General features: G+C 43.1%; 23 protein-coding genes and 1 pseudogene. 4 read left to right on the top strand and 20 right to left on the bottom strand.

The features are described from left to right. Positions 1–120: 120 nt before the first annotated feature. From tuf to JFY49_RS03545, 5 genes are all read right to left on the bottom strand, one after another. A complete protein-coding gene (gene tuf, locus JFY49_RS03565) occupies positions 121–1,311 on the bottom strand; it encodes an elongation factor Tu (RefSeq protein WP_200223815.1) in 1,191 nt (396 codons plus the stop codon). Between the two features lie 96 nt (positions 1,312–1,407). Next, positions 1,408–3,543 carry an elongation factor G gene (gene fusA / locus JFY49_RS03560; RefSeq protein ID WP_200223813.1) on the bottom strand — a complete coding sequence of 712 codons (2,136 nt, stop codon included), beginning with the start codon at positions 3,541–3,543 and terminating at the stop codon, positions 1,408–1,410. Between the two features lie 132 nt (positions 3,544–3,675). Then, positions 3,676–4,146 carry a 30S ribosomal protein S7 gene (gene rpsG, locus JFY49_RS03555; protein ID WP_004648014.1) on the bottom strand — a complete coding sequence of 157 codons (471 nt, stop codon included), beginning with the start codon at positions 4,144–4,146 and terminating at the stop codon, positions 3,676–3,678. Between the two features lie 178 nt (positions 4,147–4,324). Further along, positions 4,325–4,699: a 30S ribosomal protein S12 gene (rpsL, locus tag JFY49_RS03550; RefSeq protein ID WP_004648013.1), complete on the bottom strand. Its 375-nt coding sequence runs from the start codon at positions 4,697–4,699 to the stop codon at positions 4,325–4,327. A 179-nt stretch (positions 4,700–4,878) separates the two neighbouring features. Continuing rightward, on the bottom strand, positions 4,879–6,303 hold the full coding sequence (locus tag JFY49_RS03545) for an EcsC family protein (RefSeq protein WP_200223811.1): 1,425 nt from the start codon (positions 6,301–6,303) through the stop codon (positions 4,879–4,881). Between the two features lie 282 nt (positions 6,304–6,585). Here JFY49_RS03545 and JFY49_RS03540 point away from each other — a divergent pair, with 282 nt between their 5' ends. After that, positions 6,586–7,815 (top strand): beta-ketoacyl synthase N-terminal-like domain-containing protein, encoded by a 1,230-nt coding sequence (locus JFY49_RS03540; protein WP_200223810.1) that lies wholly within the window; start codon positions 6,586–6,588, stop codon positions 7,813–7,815. A gap of 71 nt (positions 7,816–7,886) precedes the next feature. Then, positions 7,887–8,339 (top strand): protoporphyrinogen oxidase HemJ, encoded by a 453-nt coding sequence (hemJ, locus tag JFY49_RS03535; RefSeq protein WP_086197647.1) that lies wholly within the window; start codon positions 7,887–7,889, stop codon positions 8,337–8,339. Positions 8,340–8,403: 64 nt separating this feature from the next. On the opposite strand, the gene JFY49_RS03530 is transcribed toward hemJ, so the two are convergent. The 4 genes from JFY49_RS03530 to JFY49_RS03515 all read right to left on the bottom strand — a co-directional run bounded on the left by JFY49_RS03530 (position 8,404) and on the right by JFY49_RS03515 (position 12,809). Continuing rightward, positions 8,404–9,864, bottom strand: coding sequence for an amino acid permease (locus JFY49_RS03530; protein WP_200223809.1), 1,461 nt, complete (start codon positions 9,862–9,864; stop codon positions 8,404–8,406). 139 nt (positions 9,865–10,003) lie between these two features. Next, complete coding sequence (locus tag JFY49_RS03525; protein WP_200223808.1) at positions 10,004–10,363, bottom strand: RidA family protein; 360 nt, start codon at positions 10,361–10,363, stop codon at positions 10,004–10,006. Positions 10,364–10,415: 52 nt separating this feature from the next. Then, entirely contained in the window at positions 10,416–11,513 is a 1,098-nt protein-coding gene (gene alr, locus JFY49_RS03520) for an alanine racemase (RefSeq protein WP_200223807.1), read from the bottom strand. Between the two features lie 36 nt (positions 11,514–11,549). Then, positions 11,550–12,809: a D-amino acid dehydrogenase gene (locus JFY49_RS03515; protein WP_200223806.1), complete on the bottom strand. Its 1,260-nt coding sequence runs from the start codon at positions 12,807–12,809 to the stop codon at positions 11,550–11,552. Between the two features lie 137 nt (positions 12,810–12,946). On the opposite strand from JFY49_RS03515, the gene JFY49_RS03510 reads away from it, so the two are divergent. Further along, positions 12,947–13,411: an Lrp/AsnC ligand binding domain-containing protein gene (locus JFY49_RS03510; RefSeq protein WP_086197651.1), complete on the top strand. Its 465-nt coding sequence runs from the start codon at positions 12,947–12,949 to the stop codon at positions 13,409–13,411. Between the two features lie 60 nt (positions 13,412–13,471). On the opposite strand, the gene JFY49_RS03505 is transcribed toward JFY49_RS03510, so the two are convergent. Continuing rightward, on the bottom strand, positions 13,472–14,116 hold the full coding sequence (locus JFY49_RS03505; protein ID WP_200223805.1) for an HAD-IA family hydrolase: 645 nt from the start codon (positions 14,114–14,116) through the stop codon (positions 13,472–13,474). Between the two features lie 100 nt (positions 14,117–14,216). Here JFY49_RS03505 and JFY49_RS03500 point away from each other — a divergent pair, with 100 nt between their 5' ends. After that, positions 14,217–14,984 carry a hydroxymethylpyrimidine/phosphomethylpyrimidine kinase gene (locus tag JFY49_RS03500; protein ID WP_200223804.1) on the top strand — a complete coding sequence of 256 codons (768 nt, stop codon included), beginning with the start codon at positions 14,217–14,219 and terminating at the stop codon, positions 14,982–14,984. A gap of 147 nt (positions 14,985–15,131) precedes the next feature. On the opposite strand, the gene JFY49_RS03495 is transcribed toward JFY49_RS03500, so the two are convergent. The 10 genes and pseudogenes from JFY49_RS03495 to JFY49_RS03450 all read right to left on the bottom strand — a co-directional run bounded on the left by JFY49_RS03495 (position 15,132) and on the right by JFY49_RS03450 (position 22,249). After that, on the bottom strand, positions 15,132–15,467 hold the full coding sequence (locus JFY49_RS03495; RefSeq protein WP_166170813.1) for a YegP family protein: 336 nt from the start codon (positions 15,465–15,467) through the stop codon (positions 15,132–15,134). A 294-nt stretch (positions 15,468–15,761) separates the two neighbouring features. Beyond that, positions 15,762–16,120, bottom strand: a pseudogene (locus JFY49_RS03490) (5-carboxymethyl-2-hydroxymuconate Delta-isomerase). A gap of 193 nt (positions 16,121–16,313) precedes the next feature. After that, positions 16,314–16,655: a zinc ribbon domain-containing protein YjdM gene (locus JFY49_RS03485; RefSeq protein WP_200223803.1), complete on the bottom strand. Its 342-nt coding sequence runs from the start codon at positions 16,653–16,655 to the stop codon at positions 16,314–16,316. Positions 16,656–16,720: 65 nt separating this feature from the next. After that, positions 16,721–17,098: a DUF488 domain-containing protein gene (locus tag JFY49_RS03480; protein ID WP_200223802.1), complete on the bottom strand. Its 378-nt coding sequence runs from the start codon at positions 17,096–17,098 to the stop codon at positions 16,721–16,723. Between the two features lie 9 nt (positions 17,099–17,107). After that, the gene (locus JFY49_RS03475; protein WP_200223801.1) at positions 17,108–17,560 is read right to left on the bottom strand and encodes an SRPBCC family protein; all 453 of its coding nucleotides are present in this window, start codon (positions 17,558–17,560) and stop codon (positions 17,108–17,110) included. A 215-nt stretch (positions 17,561–17,775) separates the two neighbouring features. Then, complete coding sequence (locus JFY49_RS03470) at positions 17,776–18,876, bottom strand: catalase family protein (protein ID WP_200223800.1); 1,101 nt, start codon at positions 18,874–18,876, stop codon at positions 17,776–17,778. A gap of 424 nt (positions 18,877–19,300) precedes the next feature. Further along, a complete protein-coding gene (locus JFY49_RS03465) occupies positions 19,301–19,681 on the bottom strand; it encodes a ribonuclease E inhibitor RraB (RefSeq protein WP_086197659.1) in 381 nt (126 codons plus the stop codon). Positions 19,682–19,837: 156 nt separating this feature from the next. After that, positions 19,838–20,731 (bottom strand): DUF5660 family protein, encoded by an 894-nt coding sequence (locus JFY49_RS03460; protein WP_200223799.1) that lies wholly within the window; start codon positions 20,729–20,731, stop codon positions 19,838–19,840. Positions 20,732–21,043: 312 nt separating this feature from the next. Then, complete coding sequence (locus tag JFY49_RS03455) at positions 21,044–21,709, bottom strand: RluA family pseudouridine synthase (RefSeq protein WP_200223798.1); 666 nt, start codon at positions 21,707–21,709, stop codon at positions 21,044–21,046. A gap of 87 nt (positions 21,710–21,796) precedes the next feature. After that, complete coding sequence (locus JFY49_RS03450; protein WP_200224899.1) at positions 21,797–22,249, bottom strand: hypothetical protein; 453 nt, start codon at positions 22,247–22,249, stop codon at positions 21,797–21,799. Positions 22,250–22,564 lie beyond the last annotated feature (315 nt).

Below are 22,564 nucleotides of genomic sequence, written 5' to 3'. Positions count from 1 at the left end.
AAATTATCACTTCTTTTGTGCCACAGAAAATCACCCGACTTAAAATTACATTTTAAGTATAGAAAATAAAAACAATAAAAAAAGCGTCCCAGAGGGACGCTTTTTTTACACAATCAATACTTATGCAGTTACTTTAGCAACAACACCAGCACCAACTGTACGACCACCTTCACGGATCGCAAAACGTAGACCTGGGTCCATTGCGATTGGGTGGATCAATTCTACTGACATTTCTACGTTGTCACCAGGCATAACCATTTCAACGCCTTCTTTCAAAGAAATCGCGCCAGTTACGTCAGTTGTACGGAAGTAGAACTGTGGACGGTAACCGTTAAGGAATGGAGTGTGACGACCACCTTCTTCTTTAGAAAGTACGTATACTTCTGCATCGAATTTAGTGTGCGGCTTGATTGTACCTGGTTTAGCAAGTACTTGACCACGTTGAACGTCTTCACGTTTAGTACCACGTAGAAGAACACCACAGTTCTCGCCTGCACGACCTTCGTCAAGCAATTTACGGAACATTTCTACGCCAGTTACAGTTGTTTTAACTGTGTCTTTGATACCTACGATTTCAACTTCTTCGCCTACTTTCACGATACCTGATTCAACACGGCCAGTTACTACTGTACCACGACCAGAAATAGAGAATACGTCTTCGATTGGCATCAAGAATGCTTTGTCGATTGCACGTTCTGGTTCTGGGATATAAGTGTCAAGCGCTTCAACAAGAGCAAGAACTGAAGATTCGCCGTATTGACCAGCGTCACCGTTAAGCGCAGCCAAAGCTGAACCACGGATAACAGGAGTGTCATCACCAGGGAAGTCATAAGTAGAAAGAAGTTCACGAACTTCCATTTCAACCAGTTCAAGCAACTCTTCGTCGTCTACAAGGTCACATTTGTTCAGGAACACAAGGATGTAAGGTACACCTACTTGGCGAGACAAAAGGATGTGTTCACGAGTTTGTGGCATAGGACCGTCAGTCGCAGCACATACAAGGATCGCACCGTCCATCTGAGCAGCACCAGTGATCATGTTTTTAACATAATCGGCGTGTCCTGGGCAGTCTACGTGAGCGTAGTGACGAACCGGCGAATCGTATTCTACGTGTGAAGTATTAATGGTAATACCACGTGCTTTTTCTTCTGGTGCAGAGTCAATTGCTGCGTAATCTTTCGCTTCACCGCCGTAAGTTTTTGCACAAATAGTTGCAATCGCAGCAGTTAAAGTAGTTTTACCATGGTCGACGTGACCAATTGTGCCCACGTTTACGTGTGGTTTGTTACGTTCGAACTTAGCCTTAGCCATGAGATCTTCCTTATTAAAATACTTATGGAGGGTTAACTCCATAAGTGATTTTGGTTTTTAACTATGAATTAGTTTGGGCTTATAGTAATCGAAAGATTACTCGTCGTCACCTTTTTTACCACCAGATTGGAACTTGCTGATGATGCCTTCAGCCACATTACGTGGAGTTTCAGCATATTTAGCGAATTCCATAGAGTATGTCGCACGACCTTGAGACATAGAACGCATTTGAGTCGCGTAACCAAACATCTCAGCCAATGGAACTTCAGCACGGATTGCTTTAGTACCACCAGGTAAATCGTCCATACCTTGAACCATACCACGACGACGGTTTAAGTCACCCATGATATCGCCCATGTAGTCTTCTGGAGTTTCTACTTCAACTTTCATGATAGGCTCAAGCAAGATAGGATCTGCTTTCATGAAACCGTCACGGAATGCGTAAGAACCAGCCATTTTGAACGATAATTCGTCAGAATCGACATCGTGGTAAGAACCATCAAATAGTGTCGCTTTAATACCCACAACAGGGTAACCAGCCAATACACCATTCTTCATACGTTCTTGGATACCTTTATCCACAGCACCAAAGAATTCTTTAGGAACTACACCACCAACAACTTCTTCAGCGAACTCGTAGTCTTTACCAGCATCAGCATCCATTGGTTCTAAACGTACGTATACGTGACCAAATTTACCTTTACCACCAGTTTGACGAACGAATTTACCTTCTTGTTCAACTGTCTTTTTGATCGTTTCACGGTAAGAAACCATTGGTTTACCAATGTTTGCTTCAACACCGAATTCACGCTTCATACGGTCAACAATGATGTCAAGGTGAAGTTCACCCATACCAGCAATAATTGTTTGACCTGATTCTTCGTCAGTACGAACGCGGAATGATGGATCTTCCTTAGCCAAACGACCTAAAGCAATTGACATTTTTTCTTGGTCAGCTTTAGTTTTTGGTTCAACAGCCAATGCAATTACTGGCTCTGGGAATTCCATACGTTCAAGTGTGATGACATTTTTCTCATCACAAAGTGTATCACCAGTTGTAACGTCTTTAAGACCTACACACGCAGCGATATCACCCGCACGGATTTCTTCAACGTCTTGACGATCGTTCGCGTGCATTTGCACGATACGGCCGATACGTTCACGTTTAGATTTAACCGGGTTATAAACAGAGTCACCTTGTTTAAGAACACCAGAATAAACACGTACGAATGTCAAGTTACCTACGAATTTGTCGTTCATGATTTTGAACGCAAGCGCAGAGAACGGAGCTTCGTCAGATGCTTCACGAATCGCTTTAGTTTCAGCTTTATCGTCAAGTACACCTTCGATTGCTTTAACTTCAGTCGGTGATGGCAAGAATTCAATTACTGCGTCCAACATACGTTGAACACCTTTGTTTTTGAATGCTGTACCACAAAGCATTGGTTGAATTTGACAAGCCAAAGTCTGAACACGTAGACCAGCAACGATATCTTCTTTAGAAAGATCGCCTTCTTCTAGGTATTTGTCCATTAGCTCTTCAGAAGCTTCAGCAGCAGCTTCAACCATATTGGTACGCCATTCTTCAGCAGAAGCTTGAAGTTCAGCCGGGATATCACCGTATTCGAACTTCATACCTTGTGAAGCTTCATCCCAAATGATCGCTTTCATTTCGATCAAGTCGATCACGCCTTGGAAGTTTTCTTCAGCGCCAACAGGGATAACTACAGGTACAGGAGATGCACCTAAACGTATCTTCATTTGTTCAACAACACGGAAGAAGTTTGCACCTGTACGGTCCATCTTGTTCACGAATGCTAAACGAGGAACTTGGTATTTGTTCGCTTGACGCCATACAGTTTCAGACTGAGGTTGTACACCACCTACAGCACAGTAAACCATACATGCACCATCAAGAACACGCATAGAACGCTCAACTTCGATTGTGAAGTCAACGTGTCCCGGAGTATCAATTACGTTGATACGGTGTTCTGGGAACTGTTTACTCATACCTGACCAGAATGTAGTCGTAGCAGCAGAAGTGATGGTAATACCACGTTCTTGCTCTTGTTCCATCCAGTCCATTGTTGCTGCACCATCATGTACTTCACCAATTTTGTGAGATACACCTGTGTAGAACAAAATACGTTCTGTAGTCGTGGTTTTACCAGCATCGATGTGAGCTGAGATACCAATGTTACGGTAACGAGAAATTGGGGTTTGACGAGCCATGATTTCTTGCATTCCTAAATTTTGTTGTTTAAAACAGGACGCTTTAAGCTGCCAAGCAGCTTAAAGCGATTCGATGACAACATGGTGAAAACCAAAATTGCCACCCTCCTGAATAGGGGCTGTTTTATCCGCTTAGAAACGGTAGTGAGAGAAGGCTTTGTTGGCTTCAGCCATACGGTGCACATCTTCACGTTTTTTAATCGCTGAACCCTTACCTTCAGCTGCATCAAGCAACTCGCCAGCAAGACGTAAAGCCATTGTTTTTTCAGAACGCTTAGCAGCAGCGTCTACTAACCAGCGCATAGCTAGGGCAGTACGACGGGATGGGCGTACTTCCATAGGCACTTGATAAGTAGCACCACCAACACGGCGTGCTTTTACTTCGACCATAGGACGAACTTTTTCAAGAGTAGTCTCGAAAAATTCAACTGGGTCTACTTTAGATTTTTCTTGAACGCGATCTAAAGCACCGTAAACGATACTTTCAGCAATAGATTTTTTACCATCTTGCATTACGTGGTTCATGAATTTAGCGATTGTTTGGCTGCCGAACTTAGGATCCGGAAGGATTTCACGGGCAGCGACTACGCGACGTCTTGGCATTTTAATACACCTATAAATATGACACTTCAGGTTTATCCAGCATGAGTACAAAGTGTCATGTACATTCGCTGGCCTTACTACACGTCGCTTGAATTTCACAAAATTAAATGCAGAAATCAGACAAGCGAGACGATAAAGGATTGCGGTTCTACGTTCTTAAAAAGCTAATCTAAACAGATTATTTCTTAGGACGTTTAGTACCGTATTTAGAACGAGACTGGTTACGATCTTTAACACCAGCGCAGTCTAAAGAACCACGAACGGTATGGTAACGTACACCTGGTAAGTCTTTAACACGACCACCACGGATAAGCACAACACTGTGCTCTTGTAGGTTATGGCCTTCACCACCGATATAGCTTGATACTTCAAAACCAGAAGTTAAGCGAACACGGCAAACTTTACGCATTGCTGAGTTAGGTTTTTTAGGTGTAGTTGTGTAAACACGTGTACAAACACCACGACGTTGTGGACAAGCCTTCAACGCAGGAACTTTTGATTTTTCAATCAAAGTCGTACGACCCTTACGGATCAACTGATTTGTTGTTGCCATTTGGCAATTCTCCCGTTAATAAAAAGCCTCAAAAAAAATACCACTTTTTGAGGGCACACAATTGTAAGCGAAGATAGAAAAATGGTCAATATTCGAGGCCATATCAAATATTGACCACTTACCTGTATATTGGTCAGTAGACGCTTTTTTAAAGACGCAATTCCAGACTTTTATGCACTCTATTTTGTAACTTTTTTCTTGGCGGGCTTAGGGGCTTCATTTTGTTCAGATTGGGAAGCAGCAAGTTGCGTGCCTGCATCAACTCCTTCAACATCTGCCTGCGTATATTCATCTATTTCCGGTTCATCCACCGTGATAGCTGGTTTTTGCGGTTCAACCTGAGCATGCGGTTCAACCATGTGTTCAGCCAAATACTCTAATCCTTGTTCTACCCGCTCACTTTTACGTTCATCATCAACAATGGCATCCTCTGCTTTCTTCTTAATAGTTACTTTGGCAATCGTGCCATGCCCTTGCACCGGAATGTCCTGATCAAGTTTAAGCTCGCCGGAATTTGGCTCGTCTTTAGTAAAGGGATTTAACAATCTTGGCGCTGCCTGCGCCAACAACTCCAGGGATTTTTCATAAGCCGCAATAGGAGACAGATCCACTCCCTGATGCTGCTGCAAATAGCTTCTGGCATGGGAAAATATTTGCTGGGCTTTCTGGTTGACATCTTCCACCAGTTTCCAGCTATAGGCTGCACCTATACCTGCTCCGGCAACAGGCGTTAATTTACTGATCAATGAAAGGTTTGGGAAATGATTTAACCAGTTCCATTTCATGTCGCCATTTTCATTGACCAGCCATTTTTTCAGTGGCTCACTGTCATTGCTGGAACCCAGCATGTTTTGCAATTGTGCAGTGTCATTGGTTTGCAGCATATTGGACACAATTTTGAGTGCCATCAACACACTCTGTTTTTCAGCAATCTGGCCCAAGTCGATTTGTTTAAATACAAACTGGACAATATCCTGTTCGGTGTCTTTGTTCAATTCAAAGCCATAGGCACGTCCAACCTGATAAATCATACGCAAGGACATGAGCAGTGATAAAGGCACGTCAATCGCTGAACCAACTACGCCTGTGGCACCGGTAACAGCCCCCTGTATAGAAGCCAGCCATTTGTTTTGTTCAGCCAACGCCTGACTCAGCCGTTTGGAACGGTCGACATCTTGAGTCAGTTCCTGTAAATCTTTTGCTCCAGCCTGATCCAGTACAGTATCTACAGAACTGAGATTTGAAGTGAACTGATTTAAATGATCAAAAAAATAGTCCGAAACCTTGTCTGAAAAGTCCGGCGCAACAAAACTGGCCACACGATTCACTTTGCTGTACTGGCGACCCAGCAATTGTCTGGAGACATTGGGTAAATACTCACGCATCATTTGTTGAGGATTATCATATTTTCTGGGTTCAAATACGCTTTGAGAACGGGCACTTCCCTCAATGACATGACCGTTGGCCAAGGCCCCGGAAGCCTTGCCAGCACGCTCGGCAGCCGCGTGATTCAGTGCACTCATTCCTGTTGCACTGATCTTTTTAGCCACTCCCAAAGCATTGGAGAGGAATCCACCTGAATGTTTATTATTGGTATCTGCCATTCTTTTACCCTCATCTTCTATTCTTACAATTATTGATAAATACTAGGTGTAGTCTAAGTTTATCTCAACACGAATGTGTATCTTTTAGTTAATTATGCCGCCTAAACATTACAGATACATACTGTCGAAATAGGCATAATATTTGCCATAAGAATTCAAAACCCTTTCTGCTATCATGAATGCGACCGAAAGACATGAGTAATGCGCTGGATTGAGGTTTTTACTTTTCTGCCTGAATCAGCTGCCTTTACTCAAAAATATCACCATATAAGGGATCTTTAGATGAAGCGTGTTGTAATCACTGGTATGGGTATCAACTCATGCATTGGTAATTCTTTAGAAGATGTCACTCATTCTTTACAAAACGGGATTTCTGGAACACGTTTTAACCCGACTTATGCAGAATTAAACTTTAAGAGCCATGTCAGTGCAGCCGCTGAACAAGATTTTGACCATATTGACCGTAAATTGAAACGCTTTATGGGTGTTTGTGCCATGTATGCCTACAACTCGGCAGTTGCTGCGGTAGAACATGCAGGTTTAAGCGTTGAAGATTTGGCGGGCAACCCACGTTATGGGATTACCGGTGGTTCAGGTGGTGGTTCAACTGCATCTGTCATTGAAATGAACGAATTACTGCAAACCAAGGGTGCGCGTAAAGTAGGTCCTTTCTTTGTTCCTCGTAACATGACCAACACCATTACCGCAAACGTAGGTGTGGCATTCAAATTACAAGGTGTGGCACATACCATTACCAGCGCATGTGCTACTTCTGCCGATGCCATTGGTTATGCCTATAACCTGATTCAACTCGGCAAACAGGATTTAATGCTGGCAGGCGGTGGTGAAGAAGATCACTGGTCACAAAGCTTGCTGTTTGATGCGATGGGTGCACTTTGCTCTAAATACAATGACACGCCTGAAACAGCGTCTCGCCCATATTCGGCTGACCGTGACGGTTTCGTGATTGCCGGTGGTGGTGGTTTTGTGGTGCTTGAATCACTGGAACATGCGCAAGCACGTGGTGCAAATATCCTGGCTGAAGTAATTGGCTATGCTGCAAACAGCGATGGTGCAGACATGGTTGCTCCAAGCGGTGAAGGCGCAACACGCTGCATTCTGATGGCCCTTGAAGAAGCAAAACAGCATGGCGTTGACAAGATTGACTATGTAAACACGCATGGTACGTCAACTCCTGCAGGTGACGTGACTGAACTGAAAGCCATGGAACGTGCATTCGGTGAAGGCCAAGTACCTCCAATTAGCTCAACCAAGTCTATGACCGGTCACAGCCTGGGTGCTGCGGGCGTACATGAAGCCATTTATTCGGTCTTGATGATGCAAAATGACTTTATTGCCCCAAACATCAACGTGACTGAACTGGATGAAGGTGCAAAACCGTTTGATATCGTACTTGAAAAACGTGACGCAAAATTGAATACTGTGATGAGTAACAGTTTCGGTTTTGGCGGTGTAAATGCTTGTCTCGTTTTCAAAAAATGGGAAGGCTAAGCTAAGAAGTGTTGATCATTCAGCAGTGGATGATCAACTTCTGCCACACTGCCCTTTAAAAGGGTGAATGGATGGATGCTCCTTCTGATGCTTTCTTGTGGGTAAAAGCATTACATATTATTGCTGTGGTTTGCTGGTTTGCTGCATTGTTCTACCTGCCACGTCTATACGTTTACCATGCCATGAGTGATGATGCAGTGAGTCATCAGCGTTTTGAAGTCATGGAACGTAAGCTATACCGTGGCATTATGTGGCCCTCAATGATTGCAACACTGATCACCGCACACTTCCTGGTCGATTGGGGTGATGCAACGCGTCATTATCACGATGCACTGTGGTTTTACCTGAAAGTCGGATTGGTCGGATTATTGGTGATTTACCACTTTGTTTGTGGTTATTACCGTAAAAAACTGATCGGTAACGCGCATTATAAATCACACAAGTTCTGGCGCTTCTTTAATGAAATGCCAACGCTGATTTTATTTGCCGTGGTAATTCTAGTAGTAGTGAAACCCATCTTCTAAGCATCAAAAAAGCCCTCAATCGAGGGCTTTTTTACATCTGACAAAAACCATATCTGAGAGAAACTTAGTTCAACATTTCCTGATTACGTTTCATCAGCATGTCCTGATGACGTTTGCGCATCCGCGGTTTATACAGGAGCTGATAGGTCACGGCTAAAATAATCAGCCAAATCGGACTGATCATCAGGGCACGCAAAGTATCGGCTTCCAGACTTAAAATAATCAAAGTAAAGAATAAAAATACCAGTACCACATAGGACATCCATATCCCGCCCGGCATTTTAAAGGTTGATTGGGCATGCAGTTCTGGACGCAATTTACGGTAACGGATGTAGCACACCATGATGATGCTCCAGATACTGATAAACAAAATCACGCACAGCGAACTTGCCAAGGTAAAGGCTTCAACCGTGTTTGGTACAAAGTATTGCAATGCTGCACCTGCCATAATAAAGGCACAAGAGAATAATAAACCTTTGGCAGGCACAGCACGCTTGGACAATTGCGCTAGGTTTTGCGGAGCCTGCCCTTCCCGCGCCAAGCCAAACAGCATGCGCGACGTTGAAAATACGCCACTGTTCATGGATGACATGACCGATGACAGCACCACCAGGTTCATGATAATCGCTGCTGCACCAATGCCGGCATGCATAAACAGCGACACAAAGGGACTCTGATCCGCAGGAATCTGGTTCCACGGGGTCACTGACATCACAATGAATAACGACAACACATAGAACAAAATAATCCGGGTCGGAATGGCATTCACCGCTTTTGGCAAATTCTTTTCAGGGTCTTGGGTTTCTGCTGCCATGGTTCCGATCAGTTCCACACCGACAAAAGCGAATAAGGCAATCTGGAAACCAGCCAGAAAACCGCTGCCACCTTGCGGGAACATGCCGCCATGCGACCAGACATTACTAAAACTGGCAAACGAACCACCCGGCGCATGAAAATGGTTAAACACCATAAATCCGCCAATACCAATCAGTCCCAAAATGGCTAAAATTTTGATGAGGGCAAACCAGAATTCAATTTCACCAAACAGACGTACGGCGAGCATATTAATACCGAGCACCAGTAACACGCAGGCCACACTAATCATGGCCTGTCCTGATGGCGTAAAGACCATCCCTTCAGGCAGCCAAAAGCTGAGATAGTTGATAATAGCAGCCAAGTCTGCGATGCCAACCAGCACCCAGCCCAGCCAGTATGACCAGCCAATATAGTAGCCTGCACCCGGACCAATCAGGTCATGCGCCATATCGATAAAGGATTTGTAATGCAGGTTGGAGAGTAAAATTTCGCCCAATGCACGCATCAGGAAAAAGAACATGGTACCAATGATGGTATAGATCAATAAAATTGAAGGGCCAGCCAGGGAGATGGTTTTGCCTGAGCCCATAAACAGGCCTGTCCCAATCGCTCCACCAATGGCAATGAGTTGCAGGTGACGGTTGGACAGTTTTCGTTGTAGTTCATGCGATGATGCCTGGGCATCGTCTGCTCGTGGTGTAGTGGTCATAACTGAACATCCTTTTAACATACGATTGCGTGTAAACCATGTGCTTTACATTGCCGGTCATCCCAACCAGCGACATTTACACGCCAGGCAGCACATCGGTCTCAACCGCTTTGCTGCCATACGGGGGAGATTTTTGACATTAAGGCTGTGCCGCCGTTACCGCAATTTCAATCAACCAGTCTGGATTGACTAGATCCGCCTGAATGGTGGCACGTGAAGGTGGAGTACAACCTTTCATCCAGTCAATCCAAATGGCATTGACGATTGAAAAATCATCGAGATTTTTAATATAAAGCTGTGCAGACAGCAGTCGGGATTTATCGGTTCCGGCCAAAGCCAGCAGTTCATCAATAGTGGCTAAAATTTCATGGGTCTGACCTGCGACACCATTACCGGTGTTTTTAGGTACTTGTCCTGATAAATACACCACCTGATTGAACACTGTCACGGCGCTCATGACGGCGTTGCTATTAAACTTTTCTATATCGCTATGAGACATCTACATTTCCTTGTATCAATAAATTGAATGAATGATCTGATTTTTTAAAAATTTAATCTTGGATAAAATTGACGCGTGCAGTGACAGCACACATCAGCTCATAGCCAATGGTGCCTGAACCTGCCGCCACTTCATCAATACTGAGCACAGTGCCGTGTTTCGATGTACCCCACAGCACCACTTCACTACCGACTTGGGCACTTGGGATATGAGATAAATCGACCGCCAACATATCCATGCTGACACGTCCGACCAAACTGCTGCGTTGACCATCGACTAAAATGGGCGTACCTGTTGCGGTAATACGTTGATAACCATCGGCATAGCCACAGGCTACGATGCCAACACGCATTTCCTTTTCAGCAAAAAATCTGGAGCCATAACCTACGCTATCCCCCGCTTTAAGCTGTTGAACGGCAATGATCTCACTACGCAGACTCATCGCAGGCTGCAGGTTCCAGTCATCAATGCTATGTGTAGGGAAATCGGGAGAACTGCCGTAAAGCATGATGCCGCTACGAATCACATCCGACTGCAACTGCTGATGGCGTAAGATGGCTGCACTGTTGCTGACTGAGCGTGCACCCGGTAAATCCTGTGTAACTACCTCAAACAACTGGCATTGATGCTCAATGCCGTCGCGTCCTAAACGCTCACCGTCAGCATCGGAGAAATGCATCATGTGCGTGATGCTTTGAACATTATTCAGTTGAGATAATTGTTGCCAGATGTCGCGGTAATGAACAGCAGTAAAACCCAGACGGTTCATGCCACTGTTCATTTTCAGGTAAACCTCAAACCGGGCTGGTCTGGGGAATCGGGCTAACCATTCAATCTGATATTGGCTATGAATGGTGAAACTCAAATTCAGCTCATCACAGTCAAACAGATCTTGCTCGGAAAAGATGCCTTCAAGCAATAAGACAGGACCTTTCCAGCCCAGAGCACGAATGCGTTTCGCCTCTGCCAAATCAAGCAGTGCAAAACCATCGGCAGATTTGAAAGCTTGATAGACGCGTTCAATACCATGACCATAGGCATTGGCTTTGACCACCGCATAGACCTGGCTATTCGGCATTTTGGTACGGGCAACATTTAAATTGTGCTGCAGTGACTGGCTATGAATCACCGCAGTAATGGGACGTGGCATGTTGTTCTTCCTTGAATCAATATGACCTAAAACGGATTAGGCTGCTGAAGGATAACGTTGGATCGATAGACCTTCGGTACTGATGTCCGGTTGATGATTCATGACCAGATCACTGATCAACTTGCCTGAACCGCAGGCCATGGTCCATCCCAGCGTGCCGTGACCAGTGTTGAGGAACAGGTTTTTAAAGCGGGTTGCGCCAATAATCGGGGTAGAATCCGGTGTCATTGGACGTAAACCGGTCCAGAAGGTCGCTTCTGCCAGGTTTCCACCCGGGAATAAATCTTTGGTAACCATTTCCAGAGTGGCACGACGATCCTGGTTCAAGCCATGATTAAAACCACTCAGTTCTGCCATACCACCCACCCGGATACGCTGATCAAAACGGGTAATCGCAATCTTGTAAGTCTCATCCAGCACCGTAGACTGCGGTGCAAATGCAGGATCTATAATTGGAATGGTGAGTGAATAGCCTTTCACCGGATAAACTGGTAAATTCAGGTGTAATGGTTTTAAAAAGTCACGTGAATAACTGCCAAATGCCAAGACATAGCGGTCTGCTGTTAGCACTTGACCATCGACTACCACGCCCTTGATGTCATCGCCTTCAACCACCAGTTTTTCAACATTTTGGTTGAATTTAAAATCTACACCCAGCTCTTTGGCCAAGTTTGCAAGTGCATTGGTAAATAAGTAGCAGTCGCCGGTTTCATCGTTCGGTAAATGCAGGCCACCGACCAGTTTATCTTTGGCAAATCCCAAAGCTGGTTCTACTTTGGCCAGATCATCTTTGAGCAAAAGTTCATGCTCCACACCACACTCTTTTAACACCTGAATGTCACGTTGAACCATGTCTAGTTGCGCTTCATTACGAAAAACTTGCAAAGTGCCTTTAGAACGGTTTTCATAATGAATGCCGGTCTCTTTACGCAGCTCTCTGAGGCAGTCACGGCTATACTCTGCCACCCGGGTCATGCGCTCTTTATTAATTGCATAGCTGTGTGGATTACAGTTTTTCAGCATCTGTGCCATCCACTGTAATTGCCACATGCTGCCATCCATATTAATGGCGAGCGGTGCATGATGCTGGAACATCCATTTCACCGCTTTAAAAGGAATACCGGGCGCTGCCCATGGCGTCGAATAACCTGGTGAAACCTGACCTGCATTGGCAAAACTAGTTTCTTCAGCAGGACCTGACTGACGGTCCAAAAGAGTAACGGTTGCTCCCTGTTGTGCGAGGTAATACGCACTTGCAACCCCGATTACACCACTACCCAAGACAATTACACGCATTGCTTATCCCTAACGCATACTAGTTTATTTCACTAGTATATTTTTTGATTGATAGTTTTTTTCACTGTTTTAAGCACTATAATCTAGGTAATTTAATAGTTTCGTCGCGAAAAAATTCTAAAAAAAGGAAAATCATAATGCGTAAATTGGATCGTATAGATCAACAGATTCTGGATATTTTGCAGCGCGATGGACGGATTGCCATCAGCGAATTGGCATCTCGGGTCAATCTGTCTACTACCCCCTGTTCGGAACGGGTCAAACGCCTGGAACGCGATGGCATCATCATGGGCTATTATGCACGGCTGAATCCGCAACTGGTCGATCGCAACTTGCTGGTATTTTTAGAAATCAAACTATCAGCCAAATCAGGCGATGTGTTCGATCAGGTTGCACGCGATTTGGTGGAAATTCCTGAAGTTCTGGAATGTCACCTGATTTCGGGTGAGTTTGATTATCTGGTCAAAGCACGTTTAAAAGAAATGAGTGCCTATCGACGTCTACTCGGCGACTTACTCAAGAAACTTCCCTCCTCCGCTTCCTCACACAGTTATATTGTCATGGAAGAAGTGAAGGAAAGTTTTTATCTGGATTTACGTTAACAGTCCCAAAAGCCTGATTCAGGGTAGATACTAAAGGAACTACTTGCTTGTATTGAGTGATCAAAAAAATTGAAGCAGATCGGAAAATTTGGCTATCCGTGCTTTGGGTTGTGCCTGAGTGAGCTCTGCATCAGAACCATAACCATAGTCCACTGCGATGGTGTCTATACCATTGCTGCGAGCACCAAAAATATCATGCTCACGATCACCCACCATCACACATTCAGCTGGATCTAACTTTTCCTTTTTCAGGATATAAGCAATCAACTCGCCCTTGTTGGTACGCTCACCATTCAGCTCGCTGCCATAGGCATATGTAAAATATTGCAGCAGATCAAAATGTTCTAAAATCTGCTTGGCATAGATTTGAGGTTTTGCCGTAGCCAAATACAAATGGAAACCCTTTTGCTGCAAGGTTTGCAAAGTTGCAGCTACATCTTCAAAAACATGATTTTCATATAAACCGGTCACAGCGAAGCGTTCGCGATAGCCCATCAAGGCCTGTTCAGCCAAAATATCATCCACCGCAACATTTAAAATTTTCGCCAAAGATGCCTGCAAAGGTGGACCAATAATCCAGTCGATATTGACTTCATCGGCAATCGGATGACCTACTTTGGCCAGACCATAACGCGCTGAAGTGGTAATCCCTACTTTGGGATCCGTTAATGTTCCGTCTAAATCAATCAAAATATTCTTAATCACCAACCAACCCTTCAACCTAAATTTTACTTCACAAATACTATCGAGACTTGGCTCAAAGTTGCCTATACTAACGCAAATTTTGTGATTTAAGGACATCATTGTGCGCCCTACTGTACTTTGCTTTTCTGGTTTAGATCCATCCGGTGGCGCTGGCTTGCAGGCAGATATTGAAGCGATTGGCCAAAGTGGCGCACATGCAGCAATTGCCTGTACTGCGCTGACCATTCAAAACTCGCAGCAGGTGTTTGGTTTTGAAGCAACCTCCAAAGAATTACTGTTAGCTCAGGCGCATGCCGTGGTGGGTGACTTACCAATTAAATGTGTTAAATCAGGCATGTTAGGCACCACAGACAATATTGCAGCTTTGGCTGAATTTTTACGTGAACATCCTGAATATCTGTATGTGCTCGATCCGGTACTGGTAGCCAATAGTGGCGGTTCACTGGGTGATCAAGCCACACTGGTGAAAGCCTTTGTCGAACTGATTCCGCTAGCGACTGTACTGACCCCGAATACGGTAGAGCTTCGTGCCTTAACCGGTCTTGAAGATATTGACCAGGCAACGGCAAAACTTTTTGCCATGGGCGCCAAAGCAGTTTTAGTCAAAGGCGGACACGAGGATACCCCAGATTATATCCGCAATGCCTTATATATTGATGGCAAGCTGGTGTCTGAAACCCGATGTCCTCGCCTTGAAGGTCAATATCACGGTTCAGGCTGTTCGCTGGCCAGCTTTATTGCCGGCCGTTTAGCGCAAGGTGACGATTTAAAACAGGCTGTCAACCATGCTGAAACCTGGCTGTTTGGTGTGCTGAAAAAGGCGGAATCTCCAGTACCAAATGGGCAGCGCATTCCTAAACGTTTTTAAATCAATATTTCGGATTAAACTGATCATCAGCTGAGTACACTGGCTTGAAGATCAGTACATCTCCTGATTTTTTTACCTTCTATTTAGATGCTGTCAGAAAAAAATAAAGCATGTATCAATACATGCTTTACTGAGCATTGATTTGATTTATGCAATCAGGTCTTTAATGGTGGTGCTGGAACCGTTATTTTTTACCGATTCAATGCCTTTCTCGCGTGCCTGCTCACTTGCATACAGTTGGCTGGTACCAATAATTTGATAATTTGCTGCCTTTAAATTGAAATAAGGCTTACCATTTTTCGCTTCCAGACGTTCATAGCGGCTATCCTCAGGGCTATTTTTTTGTACGGACTCAATGCCATTCTGTGCCGAAGCTTTGCTCTTGTATAATTCGCTGGTCAGAATCACTTCCCCATTGCCTGCTTTCAAAACAAAGCGATATTGTCCATCGCTGGCCTGACTGACTTCATACCATCCTGCCATATAAAATACTCCCCTTGTTATTGTAAAAGTTATAAAAGAATCGAATTTATATGATTAAAAATACGCTATTTATATGAAATAAAAATGACTTTTTATTTCAAAAAAGCACATTTTATGATCATGATTTAAATCTGGATTGTATGATTTATCGCCTTAAAAGGACACCTGGTCATTCTTATCAAAGCCCAGTTTCTCCAGGTACAGTTTCTATCGCAGACAATAACAGGCCGCCAAGAGAATAAATTACCCCTCTATTCTCTCCCTGGCTGTTGATATTGAATAAGTAGCCAAGCCTTAAACAATTTTTTTAGCGTAAGTGGCTTTCTGCATTTCCAATATTTCTACACAAATCTGTACACTGACTTGGCTTTGAGCTGGTATGTGCTGTTCAAGTGTGTGCAGAATCACTTGAGCAATTTGCTGTTGTAACTCCAGACTACGTCCAGCCAATAAAGAAACTTTCGCATGGACATAGGCTTGTGAAACATCTCCCAAACCAATGACATAGTCGTGCTGGCAAATGGCACGGCTTTTTAGCTCATTTGCAGCAGTCACATAAGCTCCCTCAACCAGCGCCTGATTAAAGCAAGCAAGAGGGATTTTGCTTGAAAATTTTCTACATTGTCTGAATATTCAAGATGGATATGCGGCATAACAAAAATTTTTTAAGATGAAGGACTGTAGTTATAGCATGAAGGGAGTAATCATCAGATAGATTATGTCAATGTTGAATCAAGCATAGCAATTATAAAAAACCAATTCCAAAATCATGCGCAAATGGGCACCAGCTCATAGAAAAGCTCCAGCATGTCGCCAGAGCTTTTTTTGGGTTTTTAATGTAGTGAATTAAGCTTTTTTCACAAATTCAGATTTTAATTTCATGGCACCAAAACCATCCACTTTACAGTCCAGATCGTGACCATCACTTGAGTCAGGTAATAAACGAATATTCTTCGCCTTGGTTCCGACTTTAATCACCGATGAAGAACCTTTAATTTTCAGATCTTTAATCAGGGTAACAGTATCGCCATCAGCAAGCACATTACCATTTGCATCTTTAATAATTGTAGCCTGTTCAGTACTGCTTTCACCCTCTTTCCACTCATGAGCGCATTCTGGGCAAATCAGCAAATCGCCATCTTGATAAACATATTCTGAATTACATTTGGGGCAATTTGGCAAAGACATAAAAAACCTCAAAAAGTTTATTATAGCATTTTATCAGCCAATCTTCTGCTAAAACCTTATTTATATTATGGAATAAAAGTGGTCAGCAGGTGATTTAAGATTTCCTCTAAAACCTCTTTAAGTACAATAACATGATTATAGTTTTCACTCTTTGCCGCAGTGATGAGGCTGATTTTTTCATGTTCCGCCATCTGCCGGATTTGCTGTAGCAGCTCTGCTTGTGAGCGCAGTTCAGCCCTATAACATTGCTGAAACTCTTCCCAATGCTCCGGATCATGCGCATACCATTTTCGTAGTTCGGTCGATGGTGTGATTTCCTTGGGCCATAGATCAATTTTGGCATCTGCCTTTTTAAGGCCTCGGGGCCACAGCCGATCAACCAGAATCCGTTTGCCATCTGAAGCCAAAACTTCGGCATAGGCACGCTTGATTTGAATTTGCATTGTAAAACACTATTGATCTGGAATTTCAGGAGTAACCAGTAAAGTGAGCAGTTGCAAAGATTCCTGCCATCCCAAATAACAGGCTTCCACTGGAATAACATCAGCAATACCCAATTGGGTAATATGCACTTCTGTTCCCACCGACACTGCTTTGAATTGAATGACCACTTCAATGTTTCCGGGAAAATTGGGATCATCGAACTGGTCAGTATAGCGTAACAATTGATTGGGAATGATTTCATGATAGGTGCCAGCAAAGGAATGGCTGGAACCGGTAGAAAAATTGCTAAACGACATTTTATAGCTTCCACCCACTTTTGCATCCAGATGATGAACCTTCGCGGTAAAACCATGGGGGGCCATCCATTTAACCAGAGCATCCGGATCAATAAAGGCCTTAAACACCCGTTCTGGGGGTGCGCTCAATACCCGATGCAATTTAACCGTATTACTTTTGCTCATTTTACGACCTCATCTTATTGTTGTTTTTAAATGCTGATCTAAGATGAAAACTCTTGCTGTTACTCTATGACAATGTAGGACTTTAATACAATATTAAGCAGGTTTTTCACTTCCTTGTTAATCAGCAATTAAAATATCCCTAAAGAGTATAGGTCTAAAACAGCTGCATTCAGGCAGGTATTTTTAGTCTGAGTGTAAAATCCGGCTGTGAATATTTAATCTGGCATGTCATCAATATCATTGGGTTCTGTGCGGGGCTGGATGTTCATACAGTGCCGAAAACAGGATGAACGTTCATAAGCCTGCATACGTACACGCATGATGGAACCCAGAGGCTGATGTTCTTTTACCCCATGCCATGGGCTGAAAGACAGCACGTCATCCGAATAAACCCGACGTGCCGGACTGAAGGTATTTTGCCGCGGAAAATGTAAAGTTCCAATGGCCTGATGCGGTGACTCATCCTCATCCCATAAGACCGACGCATCTTCGACAGGCATACGCTCCAGATGAGTACAGAGCTGGGCGCGAATCACATATTCAGCCGTATTACGCTTGAAAAAGTCCTGTACCAGATCACGTATGCCAGAATCATCCTGAATATGCATCTGTAAACCGGTCAACTGCTTCACCGATTCAGATTCAGGTGCCACACTCATTTTGGCAATATAGTTGCCATAACGAAGAGCAGCCATACTGTGATAGGTTTCTCCCAGCACATGATGTTGACTGCGTGCCAGACCTTTTATCATCGTAGATGCCGGCAAGCCAGCGCGTTTGAGCAGATGATCCATTCCGCGCATGACACGGCGCAGGCTACGCATGACCAGTTCAGGCGTTCTTTCCCCTTCAATGATAAAAGGCAGCATTTGCATATATTTGCGTACCGTCCCGAAAGCCAGCACCGGAATATTGACCATCAGGAAATCCTGATTTTTTCCATCGCTTGAATCTTCTGGCAATAAGCGCTCGCCCGGTACATTTAAAATTTTAAGGGCAAAACCATGAGGTGCGGGTGTTTTATCACTACGCAAATCCCCAGGAGCGGCAGACAGACGCACAATGACATCATAATAACCCGGATGGGCAAAAATTCCCTGTGCCAAGTGATTGGGCAGGTTTTCAGGAATGGTCAAAATTCCTTTTAAAAAACCATGAGATTTCGCATGTGCATCGCGTACCGCATGACGATGCTTGTCAAAAACCTGAGTATGGGTTTGCGCCATATACTCTACGATGTGCTGAATGTCTGCTTCTTCATTTTCCTGTTTTTGCTCTACTTCTGGACCATAGGCCACATAGTGATTGACTGCCATGCTATGCTCCTTTTTTTCTGGGAATAGAGATAAACTTTTTTGCAATTTATGTATTAATCTAGCAAGGAGTTTTCTTTACAAAGGAAGTGCTTGGTAAATACATTGCAGGTATTTGGTAAACAATGCAGAGAGATGACATTCAAATAGCTGAGTTAAAAATCGCCACACAACCACATTAATATTAAAATCAAATATTTAAATTAAAAATTCAGAAGAATTGAAACAGATAGAAATTTAAAAATAATGAGAAACCCGCTTTTAGCCATGCAGCGCTGAGTTTCGGCTCATTTCTGATGCTTTTAATAAAATTTTGCCATTAAAAAAGCCCTAAGCATCTAAATGCTTAGGGCCTGTTTTAACAGGTTCGATCCGATTGACTTAACTTGGATCACCCCCAACCTGTTAATTTTTTTAGGAATATGGATTAACTTTTGACTTCATTTTCCCATTCTTCATCTTCATAGACATAGGCCATGCAGCCCCAGCCATCATATTCGCCATCATATTGCGTCGCAATTTTAGTGAACCATTCTTCCAGATCGACGATGTCTGAATATTCAGGTTCCATATACACATAAATGGTAATAATCCACTCGACTGTATCAGCTTCTTCATCTTCAAACAGGCTAATTTTTTGCTCTTCTTTAAGCAGATAAAGTGCACATTTTTGTGCCTGTTCTTCAGATTGAAAAGCAATGGAAAATTCAATTTCATGCGCTTCGGTCAGGTCATCGCCATCTTCCGCCATTTGCCAAAGTACATTACCATTTTCATCATCGGGGAATTGTTCAAAATCGCGTGTCATGGAGCGTTTCCTTATTGTAATTAGGTACCAGCTATATCATGCCATATAGATTAGCTCAAGTTTGTTTCAGTTTATCTATTTAACTATATTAGCTTAACTACAGCACTTGTGCTGATGAACAATCTCTCTTTCTACCATTTTTACAGATCTCTGGTATTAGCCTTCCACCCTCTGCTGTTGCAATTCACTTGGCTCAGTCTGTTGCTGTGCCTTGAAGGCTAAAACCAGGGCTGTAAGTTTAAATTCTTCCAGACGTAACTTTAAAAATGATTCATGAATTCGGGTATGACCGAATGCTTCTCCATAATGATTGATCAGGATAAAGTCATCTTGCAGCGCCTGAATAAACAGGTCCACAGTGTCATGGTCTAATTGAGATAAATACAGATCAGCTTTACTGTTAAACACATGAGTAACCAGAGCGATGGCAGAAAGTTGGCGATTTTCTTCGACATACTCACATTGCCCCCCCGTGTTTGCTGCAATGGCATTTTTTATTTTACGGCGGACTTCTTTTAACTGCTGCGCGGCATGAATATCACCATAGCCATCAATCAATTGATCCAGAAAGGTTTGTACAGGATATACATCTTGAATACCATAACCCTGAATCTTGTTTTCCAGTGCTTTAGAAATTGCCTCCAAGTTTTCTTGTTCTAAGACCTGATTATAAAAAGCACCTAATCGTTCTCTGGCTTGGGCTTCCAGCTTAAGCTGGCTGTTTTTTTCCAGTTTTTCCAGATAATGTCGAGTATTTTCAATCTCTGCCTTCATTTTTTCCAGCAGGAACTCTGCTTCAGTTTTAGTGACTTCAACAAAGCTCTCGACCTGGTTTTTTCGCTCCGCAATGTAATGTTCAATATCTACAATGTCCTGATACTGGCTCAGCTTTTCAACCCTGTTTTTTAAATTTCCAATCTCTATACGACAGGTATTTAATTGATGGTGCAGCGCATCATTTTGCTGCTCATGCTCTGCCAGATTATTTCGCGTACGATCCAGATTCACCTGTAAAGATTCAAGCATGATCTGTTTTTTTCTCATTTGCATGATTGCCCGATAAAGCAATCCCAGCAAAATGAGGGTGGTCAGGATATATAGATAAATCATTGTGGTCAGGATATATAGATAAACTATTATTATCTCAAAATTATTATTATTTCAAAGAAATGTTACGCATTATTATTCGTTTATTTTTCCATTACCAGAAAAGGGATATCATGTCTGAATGATCGTACTTTTTATTATTCTAAGATTTTCATCATAAATCAGTGAGCTAAGCAGAAGATAGCCCGCATATCATATATGTAACTTATGATTAAAATTCTAGAATGTTAAACAGATAAAAGTTTAAGACACTGATTAAAAAGGCACTTTAGCCTTTATTTCAACATCTGCTCCACTTAAAGGCTGTTTAAAAGCCAGATAGCTGGCATGTAAGGCCATACGTTGTAATGGACTCTGATAGGGTTCTGGATGATAGAGCTTGTCGCCGGTAATCGGATGTCCGATATATTGCATATGCACCCGGAGTTGATGGGAACGTCCGGTAATCGGAGTCAGTAATACCCGGCTAATGTCTTCCGCTGCAGAATATTCTAAGGCCTGATACAGCGTTCTAGCGGGTTTTCCCAATTCAAAATGCACGATTTGACGCGGCCGGTTTTCCCAGTCAGTAATTAATGGCACTTCGACACTGCCCTCAGCTTCGAGCTTGCCTTGAACCAGCGCAATATAGTTTTTTTTGACCGTACGCGCCTGAAACATTTTACTGACCGCTACTTCTGCTTCACGGTGTTTGGCAAACATCAAAATGCCGGAAGTTGCCATATCTAGACGGTGGGTAATTTTAGCGTTGGGATAGCGTTCCAATACGCGAAAATAGGCACTATCATGATGTTCAGGTAAGCGTCCCGGAACGGACAACAGCCCTGCCGGCTTTTCAATCACCACTAGGTCTTCATCTTCATAGACGATAACAAGCGGTTCCTGAGGCGGCATATACACGAAGTTATCGTTGATGGGCATAGCATTACAGCACGTAGGAGAATGGGCGCAAAATAACAAGGTCAGATCCGACTGTCAACGTCTGTGAAATACAGAGTCTATCTGGAATTATTTATTGTTTGCACCCAATTTTCCAAACGCAGGTTTAAGCTGATGAGAAAGGTCATCTTCAATCAATTGCAGTACCTGATGATCTACTTCATATTGCCTGATCGTGATTTTAAACTGACCTTGAAACCATTGACTCAAATGTAGTGCATACGTGCTCTTTTGACCTTGTCCCAAATGTTGTTTCAACCGATTTTTAAGTCCTGTGGTAGATGAACCTACATACATCACTGTGCAAGGCGCATTTAATCTTGCACAGGCATGAGTTCCCTGCGCTTTAAACATACGAAAGTGATTAAATGTTTCATTCATATCACCATCTACTTGTTCAATGATATAAATCGCCTTAGATATCGGAGGTAAATCATCTACAGTTGAAAATATAAATTCCTGAACGGGTATAGCCATTTTAGCAGCATGACAATATTGAATAAGCATATCGAGATAACGCATATAATTTATTATAGGTAAATGATTTATTAAATATTTTATCAATGAAGAAAAAGAAGAGAGATTTTTATCTTATATTTTTGCCGGAGAATTTTTGAGGGTGTTAGGGAAAACATCTGTGGTTTACTTCAACCATTATAACTTTGTAAGTTATAACCCTATGCCTATAAATTGATAATTTATAGCGTCCTAAGCCGAATCGAGACCTTGTGGGTAAGTACTGCACTCACGTTGTACGCAACTGGCAGCAAGCTACTCTTTTCGATCCCTTATCACACCCTTGAAACATATATTAGCCAAACACGGCCGGGATTAATT

The sequence above is a fragment of the Acinetobacter sp. CS-2 genome (assembly GCF_016599715.1).
GTDB lineage: Bacteria > Pseudomonadota > Gammaproteobacteria > Pseudomonadales > Moraxellaceae > Acinetobacter.
The sequence above is the reverse complement of the archived record's forward strand: the minus strand, read 5'-3'. Positions and strand labels throughout refer to the sequence as shown.